The sequence below is a fragment of the Neisseria sp. CCUG17229 genome, from assembly GCF_047839235.1.
GTDB lineage: Bacteria > Pseudomonadota > Gammaproteobacteria > Burkholderiales > Neisseriaceae > Neisseria > Neisseria brasiliensis.
The window spans coordinates 1225352-1247361 of the sequence record NZ_CP181247.1; the positions used below are offsets into that span (position 1 = coordinate 1225352).

18 protein-coding genes are annotated in these 22010 nt (G+C 48.7%); 11 read left to right on the forward strand and 7 right to left on the reverse strand.

Going from position 1 to position 22010, the window contains the following annotated elements:
* Positions 1-178 precede the first annotated feature (178 nt).
* The 5 genes from ACM67B_RS05845 (at position 179) to ACM67B_RS05865 (ending at position 3252) form a co-directional block, all read left to right on the forward strand.
* Positions 179-364, forward strand: a complete 186-nt coding sequence (locus ACM67B_RS05845) for a DUF3460 family protein (RefSeq protein WP_416188855.1) — start codon at positions 179-181, stop codon at positions 362-364.
* 13 nt (positions 365-377) lie between these two features.
* Positions 378-1046 carry a class I SAM-dependent methyltransferase gene (locus ACM67B_RS05850; protein ID WP_416188856.1) on the forward strand — a complete coding sequence of 223 codons (669 nt, stop codon included), beginning with the start codon at positions 378-380 and terminating at the stop codon, positions 1044-1046.
* Entirely contained in the window at positions 1043-1822 is a 780-nt protein-coding gene (locus tag ACM67B_RS05855) for a tetratricopeptide repeat protein (protein WP_416188857.1), read from the forward strand. Before ACM67B_RS05850 ends, ACM67B_RS05855 begins: the two co-directional genes overlap by 4 nt.
* A gap of 81 nt (positions 1823-1903) precedes the next feature.
* The gene (gene purE, locus ACM67B_RS05860) at positions 1904-2386 is read left to right on the forward strand and encodes a 5-(carboxyamino)imidazole ribonucleotide mutase (protein ID WP_416188858.1); all 483 of its coding nucleotides are present in this window, start codon (positions 1904-1906) and stop codon (positions 2384-2386) included.
* 152 nt (positions 2387-2538) lie between these two features.
* Positions 2539-3252: a pirin family protein gene (locus ACM67B_RS05865; protein WP_416188859.1), complete on the forward strand. Its 714-nt coding sequence runs from the start codon at positions 2539-2541 to the stop codon at positions 3250-3252.
* A gap of 73 nt (positions 3253-3325) precedes the next feature.
* Here ACM67B_RS05865 and ACM67B_RS05870 read toward each other — a convergent pair whose 3' ends face one another.
* Both ACM67B_RS05870 and ACM67B_RS05875 read right to left on the reverse strand, forming a co-directional pair.
* Positions 3326-4585: a hypothetical protein gene (locus ACM67B_RS05870; protein ID WP_416188860.1), complete on the reverse strand. Its 1260-nt coding sequence runs from the start codon at positions 4583-4585 to the stop codon at positions 3326-3328.
* 219 nt (positions 4586-4804) lie between these two features.
* On the reverse strand, positions 4805-6595 hold the full coding sequence (locus ACM67B_RS05875) for a 2-isopropylmalate synthase (protein WP_416188861.1): 1791 nt from the start codon (positions 6593-6595) through the stop codon (positions 4805-4807).
* Positions 6596-6808: 213 nt separating this feature from the next.
* On the opposite strand from ACM67B_RS05875, the gene ACM67B_RS05880 reads away from it, so the two are divergent.
* The 3 genes from ACM67B_RS05880 (at position 6809) to cysG (ending at position 9977) form a co-directional block, all read left to right on the forward strand.
* Positions 6809-7924 (forward strand): methyltransferase, encoded by a 1116-nt coding sequence (locus ACM67B_RS05880; protein ID WP_416188862.1) that lies wholly within the window; start codon positions 6809-6811, stop codon positions 7922-7924.
* 65 nt (positions 7925-7989) lie between these two features.
* Positions 7990-8466, forward strand: coding sequence for a DUF4112 domain-containing protein (locus tag ACM67B_RS05885; RefSeq protein WP_416188863.1), 477 nt, complete (start codon positions 7990-7992; stop codon positions 8464-8466).
* 128 nt (positions 8467-8594) lie between these two features.
* Entirely contained in the window at positions 8595-9977 is a 1383-nt protein-coding gene (gene cysG / locus ACM67B_RS05890; RefSeq protein WP_416188864.1) for a siroheme synthase CysG, read from the forward strand.
* 101 nt (positions 9978-10078) lie between these two features.
* Here cysG and lpdA read toward each other — a convergent pair whose 3' ends face one another.
* The 5 genes from lpdA to ACM67B_RS05915 all read right to left on the reverse strand — a co-directional run bounded on the left by lpdA (position 10079) and on the right by ACM67B_RS05915 (position 18471).
* Complete coding sequence (gene lpdA, locus ACM67B_RS05895) at positions 10079-11872, reverse strand: dihydrolipoyl dehydrogenase (RefSeq protein WP_416188865.1); 1794 nt, start codon at positions 11870-11872, stop codon at positions 10079-10081.
* A 105-nt stretch (positions 11873-11977) separates the two neighbouring features.
* On the reverse strand, positions 11978-13654 hold the full coding sequence (aceF, locus tag ACM67B_RS05900; RefSeq protein WP_416188866.1) for a dihydrolipoyllysine-residue acetyltransferase: 1677 nt from the start codon (positions 13652-13654) through the stop codon (positions 11978-11980).
* Between the two features lie 202 nt (positions 13655-13856).
* The gene (gene aceE / locus ACM67B_RS05905) at positions 13857-16526 is read right to left on the reverse strand and encodes a pyruvate dehydrogenase (acetyl-transferring), homodimeric type (RefSeq protein WP_416188867.1); all 2670 of its coding nucleotides are present in this window, start codon (positions 16524-16526) and stop codon (positions 13857-13859) included.
* A 530-nt stretch (positions 16527-17056) separates the two neighbouring features.
* Positions 17057-17671 (reverse strand): Smr/MutS family protein, encoded by a 615-nt coding sequence (locus ACM67B_RS05910; RefSeq protein WP_095501652.1) that lies wholly within the window; start codon positions 17669-17671, stop codon positions 17057-17059.
* Between the two features lie 14 nt (positions 17672-17685).
* Positions 17686-18471, reverse strand: a complete 786-nt coding sequence (locus tag ACM67B_RS05915; RefSeq protein ID WP_416188868.1) for an SDR family NAD(P)-dependent oxidoreductase — start codon at positions 18469-18471, stop codon at positions 17686-17688.
* Positions 18472-18626: 155 nt separating this feature from the next.
* On the opposite strand from ACM67B_RS05915, the gene ACM67B_RS05920 reads away from it, so the two are divergent.
* From ACM67B_RS05920 to ACM67B_RS05930, 3 genes are all read left to right on the forward strand, one after another.
* Entirely contained in the window at positions 18627-19043 is a 417-nt protein-coding gene (locus ACM67B_RS05920; RefSeq protein WP_416188869.1) for a hypothetical protein, read from the forward strand.
* Between the two features lie 176 nt (positions 19044-19219).
* Positions 19220-20695, forward strand: a complete 1476-nt coding sequence (trpE, locus tag ACM67B_RS05925) for an anthranilate synthase component I (RefSeq protein WP_416188870.1) — start codon at positions 19220-19222, stop codon at positions 20693-20695.
* A 109-nt stretch (positions 20696-20804) separates the two neighbouring features.
* On the forward strand, positions 20805-21950 hold the full coding sequence (locus ACM67B_RS05930) for a 5-(carboxyamino)imidazole ribonucleotide synthase (protein ID WP_416188871.1): 1146 nt from the start codon (positions 20805-20807) through the stop codon (positions 21948-21950).
* Positions 21951-22010: the final 60 nt, after the last annotated feature.

Consider the following 22010-nt stretch of genomic DNA (forward strand, 5'->3'; position numbering starts at 1 on the left):
GGGCAAAACATTGTGCAAAGGTTTCAGACGGCCTTTATTTTAAATACAAATTGCAAAACACCTTGAACCGACGTTTTGCAACAATAATCCGCCATTATACCCGAAACCCTGTTTTCCCCAACAAAATCAGCTATAATATCGGCCTTAACACATTTGACGCGCCTTTGGAGCAACAAAAATGTATCACTACAAATCCGATGCCACCCAATTTTTAGACCAACTGATTGCCGACCATCCTGAGCTGGAACAAGAGCGTTTGGCCAACCGCGATTTATTGTGGGATGTCGAACTCAAGCCCGAAGAGCAAGCCGGTTTTGAAGCGGCAAAAGTGGCGAAAAAACCTTACACTTACTACCAAGATTGATGGTTCAGGCGGCATGACCACCCACGCACACAACATCGCACCCGAGTTGCAGAATTATCTTAATGCCATCGGCGAAGCAGAACATCCCGTGCTTACGGCTTTACGCGAGCGCACAGCGCATCACCGCTTGGGCAAAATGGCAATTGCACGCGAACAGGCAGCTTTGCTGACTTGGTTGGCGCGTTTGCTTAAAGTGGAAAACTATCTGGAAGTGGGCGTGTTCACCGGCTACAGCAGTACAGCAATGGCCTTGATCCTGCCCGAAAGCGCTCGCATTACCGCCTGCGACATCAATGTGACCTTTACCGACATTGCCCGCGAAACCTGGCAGGCTGCCGGAGTGGCGCACAAAATCAACCTGCATCTGCAACCTGCTTTGCTCACGCTGGACGATTTAATCGCCGAAGGCAAAAGTAGCTGCTACGATTTGGCCTTAATTGATGCCGATAAACCGCCAACGCCGCAGTATTTCGAGCGCTGCCTGCAATTGGTACGCAGCGGCGGCGTGGTGGCGATTGATAATGTGTTGCTCAATGGCCGCGTGATTCATGAGGCGGCTGACAACGCGCCGCCAAGCCTGCATATTTTACAACAATTCAACCGAAACCTACCAAATGACAATCGCATTACTCCGATTACCTTACCTGTTGGCGACGGCTTAACCCTGTTATTAAAAAAATGACTACGCTCAAATTCAAGCTTACCCTTACTGTTTTATCCGCAGTCGCCTTAAGTGCATGCGCTACTCCCCAACCTGTTGTTCGGCAGGAACCTACTCTGATTTTGCCGGATAATCCCGATAAGCCTTTGCTTCCGCCACACGGAATTCCCTATCCCCAATTAAGCCAACAAAACCAAATCAACCAGCTGGGTATTCAAGTAGCACGTCTCGAGTGGGAAATAGAAGCCTTACGGACACAACTTCGAGAATTTGAGCAGAGCGGTAAAAATCTTTCAACACCCACCACTGCCTCGCCCAGTTCATCTGCCTCCAAAACAGCACCCATACAGCGATTGAACGATGCTAAATTGAAAGCAGCATATTTAAACAAAAACAATATGGCCACAGCAGAGGGCGATGCCGTGATTTCAAATGAAGCACGACTATATAATCAAGCCATAAAATACTACCAACAAGGCAATTATGCAGCTGCTGCAGCTGTATTGAGCGGAGCAAACGGTGGCAACGGCAATGAGATGGCACGCCGCAATATGTATTTGCTGCTACAAAGTCAACAACATATGGGAAATTGTGAATCGGTGATTGAAATCGGCCGACGCTATGCCAACCGCTTCCGTAGCAGCTCCCAAGCGCCGGAAGCACTCTTCAGCATTGGTCATTGCCAATACCAAATGCAGCAAAAAGATATTGCCCGCAGCACATGGCGTAAGCTGATTCAAACCTACCCGGACAGCGAAGCCGCCAAACGTGCTGCAGTCAGAATCAAACAACGCTAAACGTTTTTCAGACGGCTTTTTTGTATCATCTGTCATCTGAAATTTTTATTTATTTAAAAGCTTTATTTTTGGAGAAAAATCATGGTTCAAGTCGGCATTATTATGGGCAGTAACAGCGATTGGCCGGTTATGCAGCAGGCGGCGCAGTTTTTAAAAGAGTTCGGTGTGGAATTTGAAGCGCGTGTGATTTCTGCACACCGCACACCGGATTTGATGTTTGAATACGCTGAAACTGCACGCGAACGTGGTATTAAAGCGATTATCGCCGGTGCCGGTGGTGCGGCGCATTTACCGGGCATGGTAGCAGCGAAAACAACTGTGCCGGTATTGGGCGTGCCGGTGCCAAGCAAATACTTACGCGGCGAAGATTCTTTGCTCTCTATCGTACAGATGCCCAAAGGTGTGCCGGTGGCAACATTTGCCATTGGTGAAGCCGGTGCGGCCAACGCTGCCTTGTTTGCCATTTCTTTATTGGCGAATGAAAACGCTGAATTGGCGCAAAAGCTGGCTGATTTCCGAGCCAAACAAGAGCAAACTGTTTTGGCCATGACGCTGGAAGATTAGTCATCTCGTTCTAAGATAGTAAACAAGGCCGTCTGAATGTTCAGACGGCCTTGTTTATTGCCTAATAGGAAAAGTTATTTCAATATTTAGCGGCTAGATTTAACTCATCATAAAACATATCATGCCGATTATTCCATCACAGAAAGCACAGCATGAAAACCATTTACCATGCCGCCGATACACGCGGCGAAGCCCATCATGGCTGGCTGCACAGCCGTCATACCTTTAGTTTTGCCGACTACCACAATCCCCAACGAATGAACTTCGGTGCCTTGCGCGTCATCAATGATGACCACGTTGCCGCCAGTATGGGCTTCGGCACGCATCCGCATCACAATATGGAAATTATCTCGATTCCCTTATCCGGCGATTTGGCACACCGAGACAGCATGGGCAATGGTAGCGTTATTCGCAACGGCGATATTCAAGTGATGTCTGCCGGAACCGGTGTAACCCACAGCGAGATGAACGCCAATCCTGATCAAGACGTTAAATTCCTACAAATTTGGGTGTTTCCACGCGAAAAAAATGTTGCTCCACGCTACCAGCAAATCACGCTGACAAAAGATATTGCGCAGCAAGATTTTCAGCAAATTCTTTCACCAAATCCCAACGATGAAGGTGTATGGATACATCAAGATGCTTGGTTCTCACTGGCTAAATTTTCAGATGGCATCAATAAAACCTACCAGCTCAAGCAAGCCGATAATGGTGTGTACGCTTTTATGATTAAAGGCCATGCCAAAATTGCCGGCCAAGAATTGGCAGAACGTGACGGCTTGGGCATTTGGGAAGCCGACAGCTTTACTGTCGAATCTATCGGCGACAGTGAAATCTTGCTGATGGAAGTACCAATGAGTTTTTAAACTAAGAAAATAGGCCGTCTGAAAACATTTCTGCTTTTCAGACGGCCTTTCTTTAATCTCTTTAAATCACTGATTAACGCAGATTCTCTTCTGTATCGCTGGTTTCCAGTGTATCTTTCGCCATTTGCTGCATATCCTTACGGATTTCATGATTGTCAATAACTGATTCATTAACCAATTGATTCAACTCAGCTTGATGCTTGTGGGTAAACTCCTGATTGTCATCGTGTTTTTTCAACATTAGATCAAACATCTGACGACGGCGCACACGTTCCTCTTCAATCAACTTGCGGTTTTTAACCCATGCCACGGCCAGCAGCAACATCAACACCATGCCGATATAACCTAAAATCGGGAACATCGTTGACACCAACGTTTTAAAACCGGCAAAGCTCAAACCAAAACCGATGGCAACCAATATCACCATCAACCACTTAAACCGCTTCTCGCTACCATTAGAAAAACGCTTGGCCAAAGAGTAATACAAACTAATGGCTGTATTAAAAATCATGCCGAAAATAACGAAGGTCATCAGCGTGCCCAGCATAGGATTGATTTCCGCCACCAAGGCTTGCATAGGAATATCGGCCACGGCAGCCAATTCTACACGCGCCATCAAAACAAAAGCAGTACACGCCGTAATCACACCAATAATCGCGCCACCCAGCATACCACCGCGGCCGGCCTCACCGACATACATCGATTCACCGCCCAACACGAAAGCCATTGCCGTCGCACCCATAATACAGATGGCGTAATAATTGACAACAGACACCCAAATATTGGGGAAAGACACCGGTTGCTGCAAGGCAAATTCATTTAACACATTCCAATCGTAAGATTTGCCCCAGAAAGTATAAATTGTTAACGCGAAAATCACCGCCACAATAATCGGCGTAAAAATACCGATGGCCTGTGTGACACGTTCAAAATCCAGCATGCTGACCCCAATCACGAGCAAGGAACAAATCAACGCCCCCACCCATGTCGGCAAGCCAAACTCCTGATTCAAATTGGCACCCGCCCCAGCAATCATCACAAATCCCAATACGAAGCCGCTGGCAATCAGCGCGAAATCTAAAAATCGGTTTACCAGCGGGCCGGCAATGCGGCTCAATACTTCACTGTGCTCGCTTGAGCGGTAAAAAGAACCAAACGACAAAATAATCTTACCGAATAAGGCATGCAAAATGCCGATCACGATGACGCCAACCAAACCCATCGAACCGAAACTGACGAAATATTGAAAAACTTCCTGACCCGATGACAAACCGGCACCGGTTACCACACCCACATAAGCCAGGGCAATCATGACAATTTTTTTATAATTCATTCAAACCTTTTCTGTTTAATTTAATGATAAAAAGCCAATGCATCGCATACCATCTCAATCATTAAAATCGATAGCGATAATCATCAGATTATAATGTTATTATACCACAAAATTAAATCATTGATTTGTATTAAATTTTTTTAAATTATCAAAATAATAATAGGTCGTCTGAAACTTTATTTCAGACGACCTATTTTCTATTTGGCTTTATATAAAAGCTTAAATTAAACCGCTACCCTGCGCTTTTTGTTTGGCTTGACCAAATTCCAATTTGCTCAATGCCGACAAATAAGCCTTGGCCGTTGCCACCAACACATCGGTATCCGCACCTTGGCCGTTCACCACGCGATCACCGCGTTGCAAGCGAACCGATGTTTCACCTTGGCTTTCCGTGCCTTGCGTCACAGCATTTACTGAGTAAATCTGCAAAGTCGCTTGGCTTTGCGCCACGCTTTCGATGGCTTTGAAAATCGCATCAACAGGGCCTGAACCATTGGCGGTTGCGCGGTGCTCGCTGCCATTTACGCTGAACACGATTTCGGCAGTCGGCAATTCGCCGGTTTCGGTATGGATTTTTTGCGAAATAAATTTGTATTGTTCGGTCGCCAACGTCATTTCATCGGACACCAAAGCATGCAAATCTTCGTCGAAAATTTCACGTTTTTTATCAGCCAGTTCTTTAAAGCGAGCAAATGCGGCATTCAGCGCTTCTTCGCTGTCCAATTCAATGCCCAATTCCTGCAGCTTGGTTTTGAAGGCATTGCGGCCAGACAATTTACCCAAGCTCAAGCGGTTGGTTGACCAGCCTACTGATTCAGCCGACATGATTTCGTAGGTTTCGCGGTGTTTCAACACACCGTCTTGGTGAATACCCGATTCGTGAGCAAACGCATTGGCGCCGACGATGGCTTTGTTTGGTTGCACCGGATAGCCGGTAACGGTCGAAACCAATTTGGAAGAAGGCACGATTTGTGTCGTATCGATACCGGTTTCGAAGCCAAACAAATCACTGCGTACTTTCAAGGCCATCACAATTTCTTCTATAGACGCATTGCCCGCGCGCTCGCCCAAGCCGTTGACGGTACATTCCACTTGGCGCGCACCACCTTTCAAGGCTGCCAATGAGTTGGCCACGGCCAAGCCCAAATCGTTGTGGCAGTGTGCAGACCAAACCACGCGGTCGCTGCCCGGAGTTTTGGCAATCAGTTCGCGGAAAAATTCTTCAGTTTTGTAAGGAATCGAGTAGCCGACCGTATCCGGAATATTGATGGTGGTCGCACCGGCTTCAATCACCGCGCCACAAATTTCGGCCAAAAAGTCGATTTCGCTGCGCAATGCATCTTCGCATGAAAACTCAACATCATCGGTGTATTCTTTGGCAATTTTCACGGCTTTTACTGCAGCTTCTACCACCTGCTTCGGCTTCATCTTCAGCTTGTATTCCATGTGAATCGGGCTGGTAGCAATAAAGGTGTGAATACGCTTGTTTGGCGCCGGCGCAATCGCTTCACCGGCTTTTCGGATATCGTTTTCAACCGCACGAGACAATGAACAAACCGTTGATTTGGTGATAATTTTAGCAATCGAATTGACTGCGTCCCAGTCCCCCGGGCTGGCAGCAGCAAAGCCTGCCTCGATCACATCAACACCCAATTTTTCCAATTGGCGGGCAATGCGGATTTTCTCTTCTTTGGTCATCGCGGCGCCGGGTGATTGCTCGCCGTCGCGCAGGGTGGTATCAAAAATAATTACGCGGTTTGTCTGTGTCATGTCATTTCTTTCCAGAGAATCTTGTTTTTGTAAAAAAGCATTCAAGTCTAAGCGGCGGCCTTGTGCTTCGGCTAGGGCGGTTAATTTTTGCAATTGCGCCAAAGGCAACGAGCCTCGGGTGCGCCATTTATAGATGGCGGCAGTGGTCGCGGCATTTTCGGGATCGTGTTGCTTCAGCGCTTCAGCCAACGCGTTCACACCGCCGAAATAAGCAACCAAGCGGTCGATGTCCAGTTGCATGATGTTCCTTGTCTAAAACTTTGGAAATTTTTAGTTGAGTTGAAAAGCATTATACGCAAATTGGACAAAACGACAATAATTTTTTGCTAAAAACCGCATAAATATTTTTATAAGGCTAAAATTTTTATACATATTGTCTAATTTAATCATTATTAATGAGGCCGTCTGAAAAATATAGTACACTCTACACTCTCTGCAAATATATGATTTACCATGAATTCGCTGATTCCTACTTCTCAACATACCGAAATCGAATGGCACAATCAAAGCACACAAAAGCCGCCGCAAAAAGCAGTTTATCTGCACGATGCCAATACCGACACGGTATTAAAAGCTGCCTACGAACACACCGCCACGGTTTGGACAGGCGATTTTCACCAAGCCAAACAAGTGTTGGCTGCGATGAAAAAGCGTATACGCAAGCCGGCCAAATCTAAGAAAACACCAGCAGATGTTCAGACGGCCTTTCATACCCACCGCATGCAGCAGGCGCAACAAAGTCGCGTGATCAATATGCTGGCAGTGGAAATCGGCGCAGGATTCACGCTCAACATTCCCCGCGCGCCCGACATCCGCCCTGCGCTGCTGGACGTGTTTGGCGAAGAAAACGACCACGCTTTTTTATTGCCGCTTAATCAGCTGCTCGGTTTTATCGGTGCGCATGAATGGCACAAAAAAGGCATTCATCTCGAAGCCTTGGGCGGCAAGATTCATGTACCCTTTGGCGTATTTTCACCCTTACGCGGCGAATATTTAGACTTAATCGCCGCCGCACCACTTAACCCAAATGTTCAGACGGCCTTTGACATCGGCACAGGCTCAGGCGTGATTGCCGCCCTGTTGGCCAAACGCGGCATCGCCCACATCACCGCCACCGACACCAATCCCCAAGCCATCGCTTGCGCCACAAAAAATATTCGCAATCTTGGCTATGAACAGCAAGTTAACATTCAGGCGGTAAACCTGTTCCCTGAAGGGTGTGCCGATTTAATCGTCTGCAATCCGCCTTGGCTGCCCGCGAAACCCACTTCGACCATCGAAACCGCCTTATACGACCCCGAACACGGTATGCTCAAAGCGTTTCTCAACGGTGTGGGCAAACATTTAAACGAAAGCGGCGAAGCGTGGCTGATTATTTCCGACTTGGCTGAGCATTTACACCTGCGTCACGCCGACGATTTACGCACATGGTTTCAGACGGCCTCATTAGCAATCATCGATGTGCTGCACATCAAACCGCAACACAGTAAAGCCACCAATCCCAACGATCCGCTTGCTTTTGCCCGCCTGCAAGAAACCACTTTCCTCTACCGCTTGAAAGTGGCTTAAAACGCGCCATATACAGGCCGTCTGAACGTTTCAGACGGCCTATTTCATTTTTTAAGAAAGCAAGCATGAACACTGCTCTTATCCGCCCCAATATTGAAAACAGCCGCAGCTACCGCTTAAGCCGCCTGCTCAAGCGCTATCTTGATGATTATTATCTCGATGGTTTTATCGGGCTGTTTCCCGTGGCGGGCGATGTGTTCAGCCAAACATTTAATTTAGTGTTTGTTTATATTTCACTGTTTAAAGTCCGCTCGATTCCGCTCACGCTGGTGGTGATTTTCAACAGCTTGCTGGATTTGCTCATTGGTTTGATTCCGGTAGTGGGTACAGTTTTGGATTTTTTCCACCGCTCTTACAAACGCAATTTCCTACTGGTAGAAGGCTTTAGCCAAAACAATCCGCAGATTATCCGCAAGGTTCATGGCCAAGCCATTTTTGCGGCGGTGGGTATTATGGCCGTGGGCGTGGCTTGTGTTTGGCTGATTCAAAACCTGTTTATGTTGCTGGAACAAGGCTGGCAAATGTTGCTGAATTGGCTGTAAAACCTGCCTTACTGATACATCGGCATAACTTATAACCAAACACCATAAGATAAGCAAAATCGATTCTTTCCTATTTTTTCAGACGGCCTTTAACATGCCGACATTGCTAAAATAAGAAAGAATACACCATGAGCCATTATCCGATTTTTGCTGATTTGCACGGCCGTGCTGTTTTGCTGGCAGGGGCTGGCAAAGTTGCCGAGCGTAAGGCGGAAAGCTTATTGAAAGCCGGTGCTGTTATCCGCGTGGTGGCGCAAAAGCTGGGTCCGACTTTTCAGGCATGGCAAAGCAAAGGCAGGATTACTTGGCTCGGCGGCGTGTTTCACGATTTTTATTTGGACGATGTGTTTTTGGCCGTTGCCGCTACGGATGATCACGGCTTCAACCAACGGATTTTCCAAGCGGCGGAAGCGCGCGGTAAATTTTGCAACACAGTCGATACCGCCGATTTATGCTCGTATATCGTGCCGGCCATTATTGACCGCAGCCCGATTCAAATCGCTATTTCCAGCGGCGGCACTTCGCCTGTGTTGGCACGAAAATGGCGGCAAATCATCGAAACGCTGTTGCCGCTGCACACCGGAAAAATGGCAGCCATCGCGGGCAAATGGCGCAGCCGCGTAAAAGACAAAATCGACGGCATGGAAAACCGCCGCCGCTTTTGGGAACATTTGTTCGACAGCCGCTTCAACGCGTTAACTGCACAAGGCAATCTCGAAGCTGCCGAAGCCGAATTATCCGCCCAACTTGACGGCTACCAGCCGGCTAAAGGCGAAGTGGTGTTGGTCGGTGCAGGCCCGGGCGATGCCGGTTTGTTGACCATTCACGCCTTGCAGGCGATTCAGGCGGCGGATATTGTGTTGTATGATGCATTAGTGTCAGATGAAATTCTGGGCATGGTGCGCAAGGATGCGGAAAAAATCAGCGTCGGCAAGCGCGCGGGCTGCCATCATGTGCAGCAGGAAGACACCAATCAATTATTGGCAAAATATGCCTTACAAGGTTTGCGTGTGGTACGTCTGAAAGGCGGCGACCCGTTTGTCTTCGGGCGTGGCGGCGAAGAAGCGCAGGTATTGCGTGCAGCCGGTGTACCTTACCGCATTGTACCGGGCGTAACCGCTGCTTTGGGTGCGACGGCATATGCCGGCATTCCGCTGACGCATCGCGATTGTGCGCAAAGTGCGCTGTTTGTTACCGGCCACAGCAAACACGACGGCGATCAGCCTGATTGGCGCACTTTGGCATTGAGCCATCAAACTTTAGCAATTTATATGGGTACACTACGCGCTTCGGTGATTGCAGAAAAATTGATTGAATACGGTCGCAGTGAAGATACCCCTGTTGCTATTATTTCCAACGGCACCCTGCCAAACCAATTCGTGCAAACAGGCCGTCTGAAAGATTTACCGCAAATGGCAGAAAACGCGCCACGCCCTGCTTTGATGATTATCGGTGAAGTGGCGGCATTGCGTGATAAATTGAAATGGTTTCAAGAAGGTTATGCTGCTTAATCGTTAATGGATATAGTCCACAAATCAAAAAGGCCGTCTGAATTTTCAGACGGCCTTGTGTTTCATAGGGTTAGGCAGCGATTAATGCTGCCATATGCCTATTATTTTTTCTTCTGCGCCGGCAAGTCGGTACAAATACCCAATGCCACTTCGGCAGCCATACCGATCGATTCACCCAAAGTCGGATGCGGATGGATGGTTTTACCGATGTCTTCGGCATCACAGCCCATTTCAATGGCCAAACAGATTTCGCCAATCATGTCGCCGCCGTTTGGACCGACAATACCGCCGCCGATGATTTTGCCGGTTTCGGCATCAAAAATCAGTTTGGTAAAGCCGTTGTCGCAGCCGTTGGCAATGGCACGGCCGGAAGCCGCCCAAGGGAAGTTGGCTTTGGTGATTTTGCGGCCTTCTGCTTTGGCCGACAACTCGGTTACACCTACCCAAGCCACTTCAGGCGCAGTGTAGGCAACCCCCGGAATCACGCGCGCATCGAAGAATGCTTTGTGACCGGCACAGTTTTCTGCGGCAACGTGGCCTTCGTGAACGGCTTTGTGCGCCAACATAGGCTGGCCGACAATGTCACCAATCGCGTAGATATGCGGCACATTGGTGCGCATTTGTTTGTCAACTTCGATAAAGCCGCGGTCGGTTACCGCCACACCGGCTTTTTCCGCACCAATCAGCTTACCGTTAGGCGCACGGCCTGCAGCGACCAACACGGCATCGTAGCGTTGCGGCTCTTTTGGCGCATTTGCACCTTCAAAAGTCACATACACGCCGTCTTCTTTGGCATCAACTGCTACGGTTTTGGTGTTGATCATGATGTTGTCGAAGCGGTATTCGTTGGCTTTTTGCCATACTTTGACCAAATCGCGGTCGGCACCTTGCATCAGGCCGTCCATCATTTCAACTACGTCTAAGCGTGTGCCCAAAGTGCTGTATACCGTACCCATTTCCAAGCCGATGATACCGCCGCCGATAATCAACATTTTGCCCGGCACTTCTTTCAGTGCCAATGCGCCGGTTGAATCGAAAATGCGCGGATCTTCAGGGATAAACGGTAACTTAGTAACGCGGCTACCCGCAGCGATGATACAGTTTTTAAACGCAACGGTTTTCTTCTCACCGGTTTGAGTGGCTTGTTCGTATTCGTCGCTGGTGGTCAACGCCACTTCCATGTGGTTAGGACCAACAAATTGGCCTTCGCCTTGGATTACATCCACTTTACGACCTTTGGCCATGCCTTTCAAGCCGGTGGTCAAGCGGCTAACCACACCTTCTTTGTAGTTGCGCAGCATGTCGATATCCAATTCCGGCTCAGGATATTTAATGCCGTTGGCTGCCAAGTGGCGCACTTCATCAATTACGGCTGCATTGTGCAGCAAGGCTTTTGATGGAATACAACCCACGTTCAGGCAGACACCGCCCAAGGTGCTGTAGCGCTCAACGATGGCTACTTTTAAGCCTTCGTCAGCAGCGGCAAATGCAGCTGAATAGCCGCCAGGGCCGCCGCCCAAAACTACTACGTCGTATTCAGCATCAGCAGTACCGGCAAATTGCGCGGCTTGTGGTGCAGGCGCAGCTTGTTTCGGTGCTTCTTGTGCCGACGCTTCGGCTTTAGGGGCTTCTGCTTTTGGTGCTTCCGCAGCTGCGCCTTCGGCTTCGATAACAGCAATCAAGCCGCCTTCGGAAATTTTATCACCGACTTTGACTTTCACTTCTTTCACCACACCCGCAGCTTCGGCAGGCACGTCCATGGTGGCCTTATCGGTTTCCAAGGTAATCAGCGTGTCTTCCAGCGCGATGGTATCGCCCGCTTTGATTTCCACGGCAATAATATCTACATTTTCGTGACCGCCGATGTCGGGCACTTTCAATTCGATTAAGCTCATTTTTAGCCTTTCTGGTTAGCCGCCTGAAAGGTTTCAGACGGCATCAACATCATTCAAACTTAGCGTGTTGCGGCAAGCCTTGAAGCCCGCCGCACACTTCACCGATTACAAACTAATGCGGCGGAAGTCTTTCAACAGGTTGGCCAAGAATACGGTGAAACGCATACCAGCCGCGCCGTCGATGACACGGTGGTCGAAAGACAGGCTCAATGGGCACATCAGACGCGGTTCGAATTCTTTACCGTTCCAAACCGGTTTCATTTGCGATTTACACACCCCCAAAATAGCCACTTCAGGTGCGTTCACAATCGGGGTAAAGCCGGTGCCGCCGATACCGCCCAAGCTAGAAATGGTAAAGCATGCACCTTGCATTTCTTGCGGTTTCAGCTTGCCTTCGCGGGCTTTTTTCGACAATTCGCCCAATTCTTGGCTGATTTGTTTCAAGCCTTTTTGATCCACATCTTTAATCACCGGCACAACCAAACCGTTTGGTGTATCGGCAGCAAAACCGATATTGAAGTAGTTTTTCAATACCAAGTTGTCGCCGTCTAAAGAAGCGTTGAATTCAGGGAATTGTTTCAAGGCTGCAACGGAAGCTTTGATGATGAAGGCCAAAGGCGACAATTTCACGCCTTCGCGTTCCCATTCTTTATTCAGCTGTTTGCGGAATTCTTCCAATTCGGTCATGTCCGCATCTTCGTTTACGGTCACGTGTGGAATCACCACCCAGTTGCGCGACAGGTTTTGGCCTGAAATTTTCTTAATGCGCGACAACTCTTTGACTTCAATCGAACCGAATTTGCTGAAGTCCACTTTCGGCCATGGCAACAAGTCCAAACCACCACCCAAAGATGCGCCGGCTGCAGCAGGAGCCGCCTTGCCCGCACCGCCTTGCATAGCGGCTTTGACAAATGCTTTGATGTCGTCGCCAACGATACGGCCTTTCAAGCCGGTACCTTTTACTTGACCCAAGTCCACACCCAATTCACGCGCCAATTTACGCGCTGATGGACCTGCATGCGCTTTGGCAAAAGCAGCTTCATCAACCGGTGTGCTGCCGAATGCGGCAACTGGTGCAGAAGAAGCAGCAGGTGCAGGGGCAGCGGCTTTAGGAGCTTCTTGAGCAGGAGCCGGAGCAGCTTCGGCAGCTTTCGGTGCTTCAGCAGCAGGTGCAGGTGCGGCAGCAGCGCCACCGGCAACTTCAACTTCAATAATTGCCGAACCTTCAGATACTTTATCGCCCACTTTAATCAACACAGATTTCACCACACCGGCAGCGGTAGATGGCACATCCATAGTGGCTTTATCGGTTTCCAAGGTAATCAGCGTGTCGTCTTCGGCAACGGTGTCACCGACTTTGATTTCAACAGCAATTACATCAACATTTTCATGACCGCCGATGTCCGGTACAGCCACGGTTACTGTACCACCAGCAGCGGCAGGTGCAGCAGCTTGAGCCAGCGCAGCAGCAGGTGCTTCTGCTTTGGTTTCTTCTGCTTTAGGCACTTCGGCAGCAGCCGGTTTTTCTTCGGCAGTTTCAGCACCGGTTTCCACCAGCAAAATCACGCCGCCTTCAGAAATTTTGTCGCCAACGCTAACTTTCACTTCTTTCACCACACCTGCGGCATCGGCAGGTACGTCCATGGTGGCTTTGTCGGTTTCCAAAGTAATCAGGGTATCGTCAACCGCGATGGTGTCGCCGGCTTTAACTTCTACGGCGATAATGTCCACGTTTTCGTGACCACCGATATCGGGTACTTTAATTTCTACGATTTGACTCATCGTTTTATTCCTTAGTTGTGCTGCAACGTTTATCGTCGCAGTAAGGTTTTGTGAAACAGATACGTTTGTTTTCAGACGGCCTTTATTTCTCAAGGCCGTCTGAAACATTAGCCTTGCATGTTTAACGCTTGATTTTGAATAAGAATAGCATTCAAAATCTGTGTTCAGACGGCCTGTTTATCACGAGACTGTCTGAAACGTTTTAGCGTTTCCAGCTTGGTGCGGTATCGGTGGCGATACCGTATTTCTCAATGGCTTTTTGTACGGTTTCTTTGCTTACTTTACCTTCATCGGCCAAAGCAGCCAAAGCGGTAACGGCTACGTTGTAGCGGTCAACTTCAAAGAAGCGGCGCAGATTTGCACGGCTGTCGGAACGGCCGAAACCGTCGGTACCCAACACGTGGAAATCGTTTGGAATATAGGCGCGGATGCGTTCTGCAAAGCTGCGGATGTAGTCGGTAGCAGCAACGACCGGACCTTCATGGCCTTTCAATTGTTGCGCCACAAACGGCAACTTAGCTTCTTCCAACGGATGCAGACGGTTGTAACGTTCTACTTCCATGGCATCGCGGTGCAATTCGTTGAATGAAGGGCAAGACCACACGTTGGCTTCCACACCGAAATCTTCTTTCAGCAATTTTGCACCGGCCATCACTTCTTGCAAAATGGTGCCTGAACCCATCAATTGAACTTTCTTGTCAGATTTGCCGCCTTCTTCCAGCAAGTACATACCTTTCAAGATTTCTTGCTCAATGCCTTTACGTTGTGGCAAGGCCGGGTGGGTGTAGTTTTCATTCATCAAAGTCAGGTAGTAGAACACGTCTTCGTTTTCTACATACATGCGGCGCAATGCATCTTGAATAATAACCGCCAATTCGTATTGGAAAGTCGGATCGTAAGATACACAGTTTGGAATCAGGTCAGCTTGAATTTGGCTGTGACCGTCTTCGTGTTGCAAGCCTTCACCGTTCAAGGTTGTACGACCGGCAGTACCGCCCAACAAGAAACCGCGTGCGTGCATGTCACCTGCTGCCCATGCCAAGTCGCCAACGCGTTGGAAACCGAACATTGAGTAGTAGATGTAGAACGGAATCATGGCATAGCGGCTGTTGGCGTATGATGTTGCCGCAGCAATCCAGTCGGCCATTGCGCCCGGCTCATTAATACCTTCTTGCAGAATTTGACCGTCAACTGATTCTTTATAAAACATCAATTGGTCTTTATCTTGCGGGGTGTATTGTTGGCCTTTAGGATTCCAAATACCGTATTGGCGGAACATGCCTTCCATACCAAAGGTACGACTTTCATCCGGCACGATCGGCACAATACGTTTACCAATTTGCTTGTCTTTCAACAAAGTTGACAAGATGCGGACAAACGCCATAGTGGTCGAGAACTCACGATCGCCGCTTGATTGCAATTGACCGTCAAATGCACTCAATTCAGGAATCGGCAAGGCTTCGTTGTTCGGGTTGCGTTGCGGCAGGTAACCACCCAAGGCGTTACGGCGTTCGCGCAAGTATTTCATTTCTTCGCTGTCTTCGGCAAAGCGGTAGTATGGCAAGTCACCGCTGTCGATTTGCTCGTCAGTAACATCGATGCCGAAACGGTCGCGGAATTGTTTCAGCGATTTTACGTCCATTTTTTTGGCTTGGTGGGCAACGTTTTGACCTTCACCTGAAGCACCCATGCCGTAACCTTTAATGGTTTTTGCCAAAATCACAGTCGGACGGCCACCGGCATTGTTTACCGCTTCATGGTAAGCTGCATACACTTTGTGTGGGTCGTGACCACCGCGGTTCAATGCCCAAACTTCTTCGTCAGACATATTGGCAACCAAGGCTTTCAATTCAGGCGTATTGAAGAAATGCTCGCGCACATACGCACCGTCTTTAGATTTGTAGGTTTGGTAGTCACCGTCCAACACCTCTTCCATGCGTTGTTTCAAGGCATTATTGGTATCGCGCGCTAACAAGGCATCCCATTTACTGCCCCAAATCACTTTTAATACGTTCCAACCGGCTCCGCGGAAGTTGCCTTCCAATTCTTGGATGATTTTGCCGTTACCGCGTACCGGGCCATCCAAGCGTTGCAAGTTACAGTTGATGACGAAAATCAGGTTGTCCAAACCTTCGCGGGCAGCCAATGCAATCGCGCCTTGAGATTCCGGCTCGTCCATTTCACCGTCACCACAGAATACCCAAACTTTACGGCCTTTAGTTTTGCTCAAACCGCGTGAATCCAAGTATTTCAAGAAGCGCGCTTGGTAAATTGCCATCAACGGGCCCAAACCCATCGATACGGTTGGAAATTGCCAGAAATCAGGCATCAAGTGTGGGTGCGGGTAAGAAGGAATACCTTTGCCGTCCACTTCTTGACGGAAATTATCTACCTGTTCTTGAGTCAAACGGCCTTCAACGAATGCGCGGGCATAAATACCCGGTGCAGCGTGGCCTTGAAAGAAAATCAAATCGCCTTCTTCGCCTTCGCCTTTAGCGCGCCAGAAATGATTGAAACCGACGTCATACAAGGTAGCAGCCGATTGGAAAGATGCGATATGACCACCCAATTCCAAATCTTTCTTACCTGCACGCAATACCATGGCTGCTGCATTCCAACGGATGGCAGAGCGGATGCGGTGTTCCAATTCGTGGTTACCCGGAGATTTCTGCTCTTTACCCACCGGAATGGTGTTCAAATAAGCAGTGGTGGCGTCAAACGGCATATGAACGCCGCGACGACGGGTGTATTTCACCAAATTTTCCAGCAGAAAGTGGGCGCGTTCGGTGCCTTCAGTTTCTAAAACCGAGCTTAATGCATCCAACCATTCCTGTGTTTCAATCGGATCTACATCGTGCAATTGAGTGGACATATCAGTATCCTTATATTGGGTTACAAACACCGACTTCGAAAGCATTCTTTTCGAGTCGATTCGTATATTTTCGACCTAGAAAATATAATTTTCAAAATCGAACATTTAAGCGAAATATATGACGGATTTCCCGCCAAAACATCTGATTTAAAGGCAAAATTTACCAATGCTGTTTGATGACAGCATTTGTCACAATTACCCTAGTTAAAAAGACGATTTAAATCGTATCAGTATTTATTCCGACTGGCAAACCAATCGGATGAATTATTCAATAAAAATCAAATTTTTTCGGCCTAAATTTTTGTGCAATTTTCCAGAAAATTCATATTCGAAATAAATCGAATATTTTATTTTCGTATTAAGCGTCATTACCACCATTTAAGAAAAAGAGTATCTTCGCTTTAACTTTCGTTTTCTAAGCAAAAAAGCGTAAAGATTTAAATAGATAAAATTCTCATTTGCATTTTAAATACATCAAGGCCGTCTGAAAACCTTTTGGCTTTCAGACGGCCTTGTATATCATCGCTCGATTATTCTTCTTCACGGCGTGGACGCTTCAGCAGAATCCGTACCGCACCATCATTGCCTTGACGCGGCTCAACATAAGCCAACACATCCGGATGCTGTATCAGCCAACGGCGGGTCATGTTTTTCAAAACCGGTTTGTAGCCGGAAGACCCTAGGCCACTACCATGTATGATTTCAGCACATACGCCGCGTTTTTTAGTGAATTCAATGAATTCATTCAACACTTGCTGCGCTTCTTCCTGCGTATAGCCATGTAAATCCACATCAGCCACCACCGGATAATGGCCGTTGCGCAAACGTTGAATGTCGTTTTTGCCTTGACCGTTTTTACTAAAGGTAGCTGGTGGCTCGTCCCAACCACCTTGGCCGACATAAAAATAATCTTCTTCCGCCAAATCACTTTCCGCTTTTGGGCGCGGCTTGATGGTGGTTTTCGGGCGTGGCGCTTCGTAGCGTTGCGAGTTTTTCAAAGGCGTTACCGCACCAACCGCTTTGGCAAAATCAACCTGCTCTTCTTCACGCTTTTTGGCTTCTACTGCTTCGATTTTGCGCTGCTCGGCTTCTTTTTTTGCTTGTTTGCCCAAGGCTTTTAATGTGGCTTGAAAATCCATATTCATTTGATGTTCCTTATTTAGTTTTCAGACGGCCTGTTTGACGATGTTTGCGCTAAGGCCGTCTGAAAAGTCTGTTTCAATGATTGCCATGTGCGGACATCTTGGATAATTTCATCCCCAAAATCCGCATCAGCAATCATTTCGGCCATTATGTTGGCCACTGATTCGGGTGAACTCAATTCCTGATTGGCGTGAAGCTGCTGGAATCGCGGCAAAATCGGAAAATCATCGCCATCTTGCGCCCGAATCTGCGCCTGCATATCGGTATCAACCACACCCGGCGCAATGCTGCATACTTTCACATTGCGGTGATTTTCCGCTTCCACACAACGCGCATGATGATCTAGCGCTGCTTTGGTCGCACCGTAAACACTCCAGCCCTGATAAACATTGTGTCCTGCACCACTGCTGATGTGCACGATTTTTACTGCCTGATTATCTGCTTTTGCGGCCAAAACATGGTTGCTGAGTAATAAGGGCGCAGTAATGTTTAAACTCACCGCCGCCGCAATTTCAGACGGCCTTTGCTTACCGCATACCGAACTTGGCGCAACCGTGCCGGCATTATTCACCAGCACCAATTCATCCGCATCTTGCATAAAATTATCGATTGCACCGCTTTGTAGCCATGCGCTTAATTTTTCCGCATCGGCCAAATCCAACGCCACTTGCTGCAAACCATTTTCTGCGGGCAATTCACGTCGGGCAATGCCCAACACTTCTATGCCTGCTTGCAGATAATGCGCGGCCAAGGCTTTGCCCAAACCGCTGGAATGTCCGGTGATGATGCTTTTTTGGCGCATGACAGGTTCCGTTTGATGGATTCAAGGTAAACGATATTTTGCCATAGTTCTTTTTATCTGAAAAATCAGTCTGAGACCTTTGCAAAAACGCTTTTCAGGTATAGTATTCTCTACTCATCAAGTTGATAAAATATGCGCTATTTTGGAGAAACCGAATGTTCAAACGTCCTGAAGAATTAATCGTATTCGTTTTAGGATTATTGTGGGTTGCTTTTACCTATTTTCTCACCACCTATCTCGGTGCCGACACCTACACTTCTTTAGTGATTACCGGCTTTACCCTGCTTTGGGCGGTGGTGTGTTTCATCTTGTGGCAGCGTGATTTGAGCCGCATGATTTGGCCTTGTTTCTTAGGCTTATTGGTGGCTTGCTGGTGGCCGTTTCTCGATTGGTTTGCGATTAAAGATTTCATCGTACCCGGAGCGGAAAGCCAAGCGATTGTGGTGGCTAAGCCTTGGTATGCCAGCTGGACATTTAAAATTATTTTGGCGCTGATTCCGGTTGCACTTGGCTATTTCATTAAATTCAAGCGCGCGCGTCAAACCAAAATCAATACGGCTTCCAGCTTCTAATTTTACCCGACACCGTTTTCCATCAAAACGATGTTTATTTTTGTTTCAGACGGCCTCTACCGCATCGGCAAATCGGTTAACAATACCCCCATAAGCTGCTATACTCTTTGCACTCTTTAACATCGACCATTTCGCTGCATACACGCATCGCATTTTTCAGGTAAGGCCGTCTGAACATGATCAGCAAACAAGAATATCAAGCCCAAGTCGCGCAAGGATACAACCGCATTCCGCTGGTGCAGGAAGTCCTCGCCGATCTCGACACCCCCTTGTCGCTCTATCTCAAGCTGGCTAACAAGCCCTTTACCTATCTGCTGGAATCCGTGGTAGGCGGCGAACGCTTCGGCCGCTATTCCTTTATCGGCCTACCTTGCCATCATTATTTAAAAGCCAGCGGCAAACACGTCGATGTGTATCTCAATGGTGAAATCGTCGAACAATACGACGGCAATCCGCTGCCCTTTATCGAAGCCTTCCACGCACGTTTCAAAACCCCTGAAATCCCAAGCCTGCCACGCTTTACCGGCGGTTTAGTCGGCTATTTCGGCTATGAAACCATTTACAATTTCGAGCATTTTGCCCACCGCCTGAAAAACCCGCCGAAAGCCGACCCGCTCGGCACGCCGGATATTTTGCTGATGCTGTCGCAAGAATTGGCGGTAATCGACAACCTTTCCGGCAAAATCTACCTGATTGTCTATGCCGACCCAAGCCAAACCAACGGCTACGAAGCCGCACGCGAACGCTTGGAAGACTTACGCACCCAATTGCGCCAAAGTTGCGCCATTCCGTTATCTTTAGGTAGCGCCACTACTCAGCCGACCAGCGAATTTGGCGAAGCGCCTTTCAAAGCCTGTGTCGATAAAATCAAAGAATACATTTTCGCCGGCGACTGCATGCAGGTCGTACCCAGCCAGCGCATGACCATGCCCTACACCGACAGCCCACTGGCACTTTACCGCGCCTTACGCACGCTGAATCCGTCGCCGTATATGTTTTACTACGACTTCGACGATTTCCACATTGTCGGCTCTTCACCGGAAATTCTTGTGCGCCGCGAACAAGATACTGTAGTCGTGCGCCCGATTGCCGGCACCCGCCTGCGCGGCAAAACCCCTGCCGAAGACCTGGCCAATGAGCAAGATTTATTAAGCGATGCCAAAGAAATTGCCGAACACGTTATGCTGATTGACCTCGGTCGCAACGATGTCGGCCGCATCAGCCAAACCGGCCAAGTCAGCGTTACCGACAAAATGGTGGTGGAAAAATATTCCCATGTGATGCACATCGTTTCCAATGTTGAAGGCCGTCTGAAAGACGACATCACCAATATGGAAATTCTGGCCGCAACGTTCCCAGCCGGCACCTTATCCGGCGCACCAAAAATCCGCGCCATGGAAATTATCGAAGAAGTCGAACCAAGCAAACGCGGCATCTACGGTGGCGCCGTAGGCGTGTGGAGCTTTAACAACGACATGGACTTGGCCATCGCCATCCGCACCGCTGTGATTAAAAACGATACGCTTTATGTACAAAGCGGCGCAGGTGTGGTGGCGGATTCTGTGCCCGAATCCGAATGGCAGGAAACGCAAAACAAAGCGCGTGCGGTGGTGCGCGCGGCGCAGATGGTTCAGGAAGGGTTGGATAAGTAGGTTTTTTCCGGCATTCCCATACCCGTAGGAATAACGGCCTAAGCCGTCTGAAACCTTTCAGACGGCATTCATCATTTATTTTTAATTAATCAATATCAAATCATAAACCATGCAAAACACCCCCATTCTCCCCCCGTCCAATCTCGGCATTCTCGGTGGCGGCCAGCTCGGCCGTATGTTCACCATCGCTGCCAAAACCATGGGCTACCAAGTGACCGTTCTTGATCCGGACCCCAATGCACCGGCAGCAGAATTTGCCGACCACCATTTGTGCGCTGCATTTGATGACGAAGCAGCGTTAAACGAATTGGCCAAATGCACGGCGGTAACGACTGAATTTGAAAACGTCAACGCTGATGCCATGCGCTTTTTGGCGAATCACACCAATGTTTCCCCAAGCGGCGATTGTGTGGCGGTGGCGCAAAACCGTATTCAGGAAAAAGCATGGATTCAAAAAGCCGGTTTACAAACCGCGCCTTATCAGGCCGTCTGTAAAGCGGAAGACATTACCGAAGAGAGTACGGCATTTTTACCGGGAATTTTGAAAACTGCCACGCTGGGTTACGATGGCAAAGGTCAAATCCGCGTGAAAACGTTGGATGAGCTCAAAGCCGCTTTTGCCGAGCATGGCGGCGTGGATTGTGTGTTGGAAAAAATGGTCGATTTGCGTGGCGAGATTTCAGTGGTGGTCTGCCGCTTGAACAGCGATAATGTGCAAACTTTCGACCCTGCAGAAAATATCCATGAAAATGGCATTCTGGCCTATTCCATCGTTCCGGCGCGGTTGAGTGCCGATATTCAGCAACAGGCGCGGCAGATGGCGCAGCGCTTAGCCGACGAATTGGATTATGTCGGCGTATTGGCAGTGGAAATGTTTGTCGTCGGCGATACGCATGAATTGGTGGTCAACGAAATCGCCCCGCGCCCGCACAACTCTGGTCACCACACCATTGACGCTTGTGCGGTCAGCCAATACCAGCAGCAAGTACGCATTATGTGCAACCTGCCGCCGGCTGACACCCGTCTGCTCTCGGCCTGCTGCATGGCGAATATTTTGGGTGATGTGTGGGGCGAAGACGGCAGCGAGCCGGATTGGCTGCCGCTGCAAAGTGATACGGCTTCTTTCCTGCATCTCTACGGCAAAAAAGCCGCGCGTACCGGCCGTAAAATGGGGCATTTTGTTACGCTGGCCAAGGATTCCAATGCCGCTTTTGCAAAAGCCCAAGCCTTACACGCCACATTGAAACGCGCTTAAGGGCTTTACAATCGTTTTCTGTTTTCAGACGGCATTTGCGCTACAATACGCCGTCTGAAA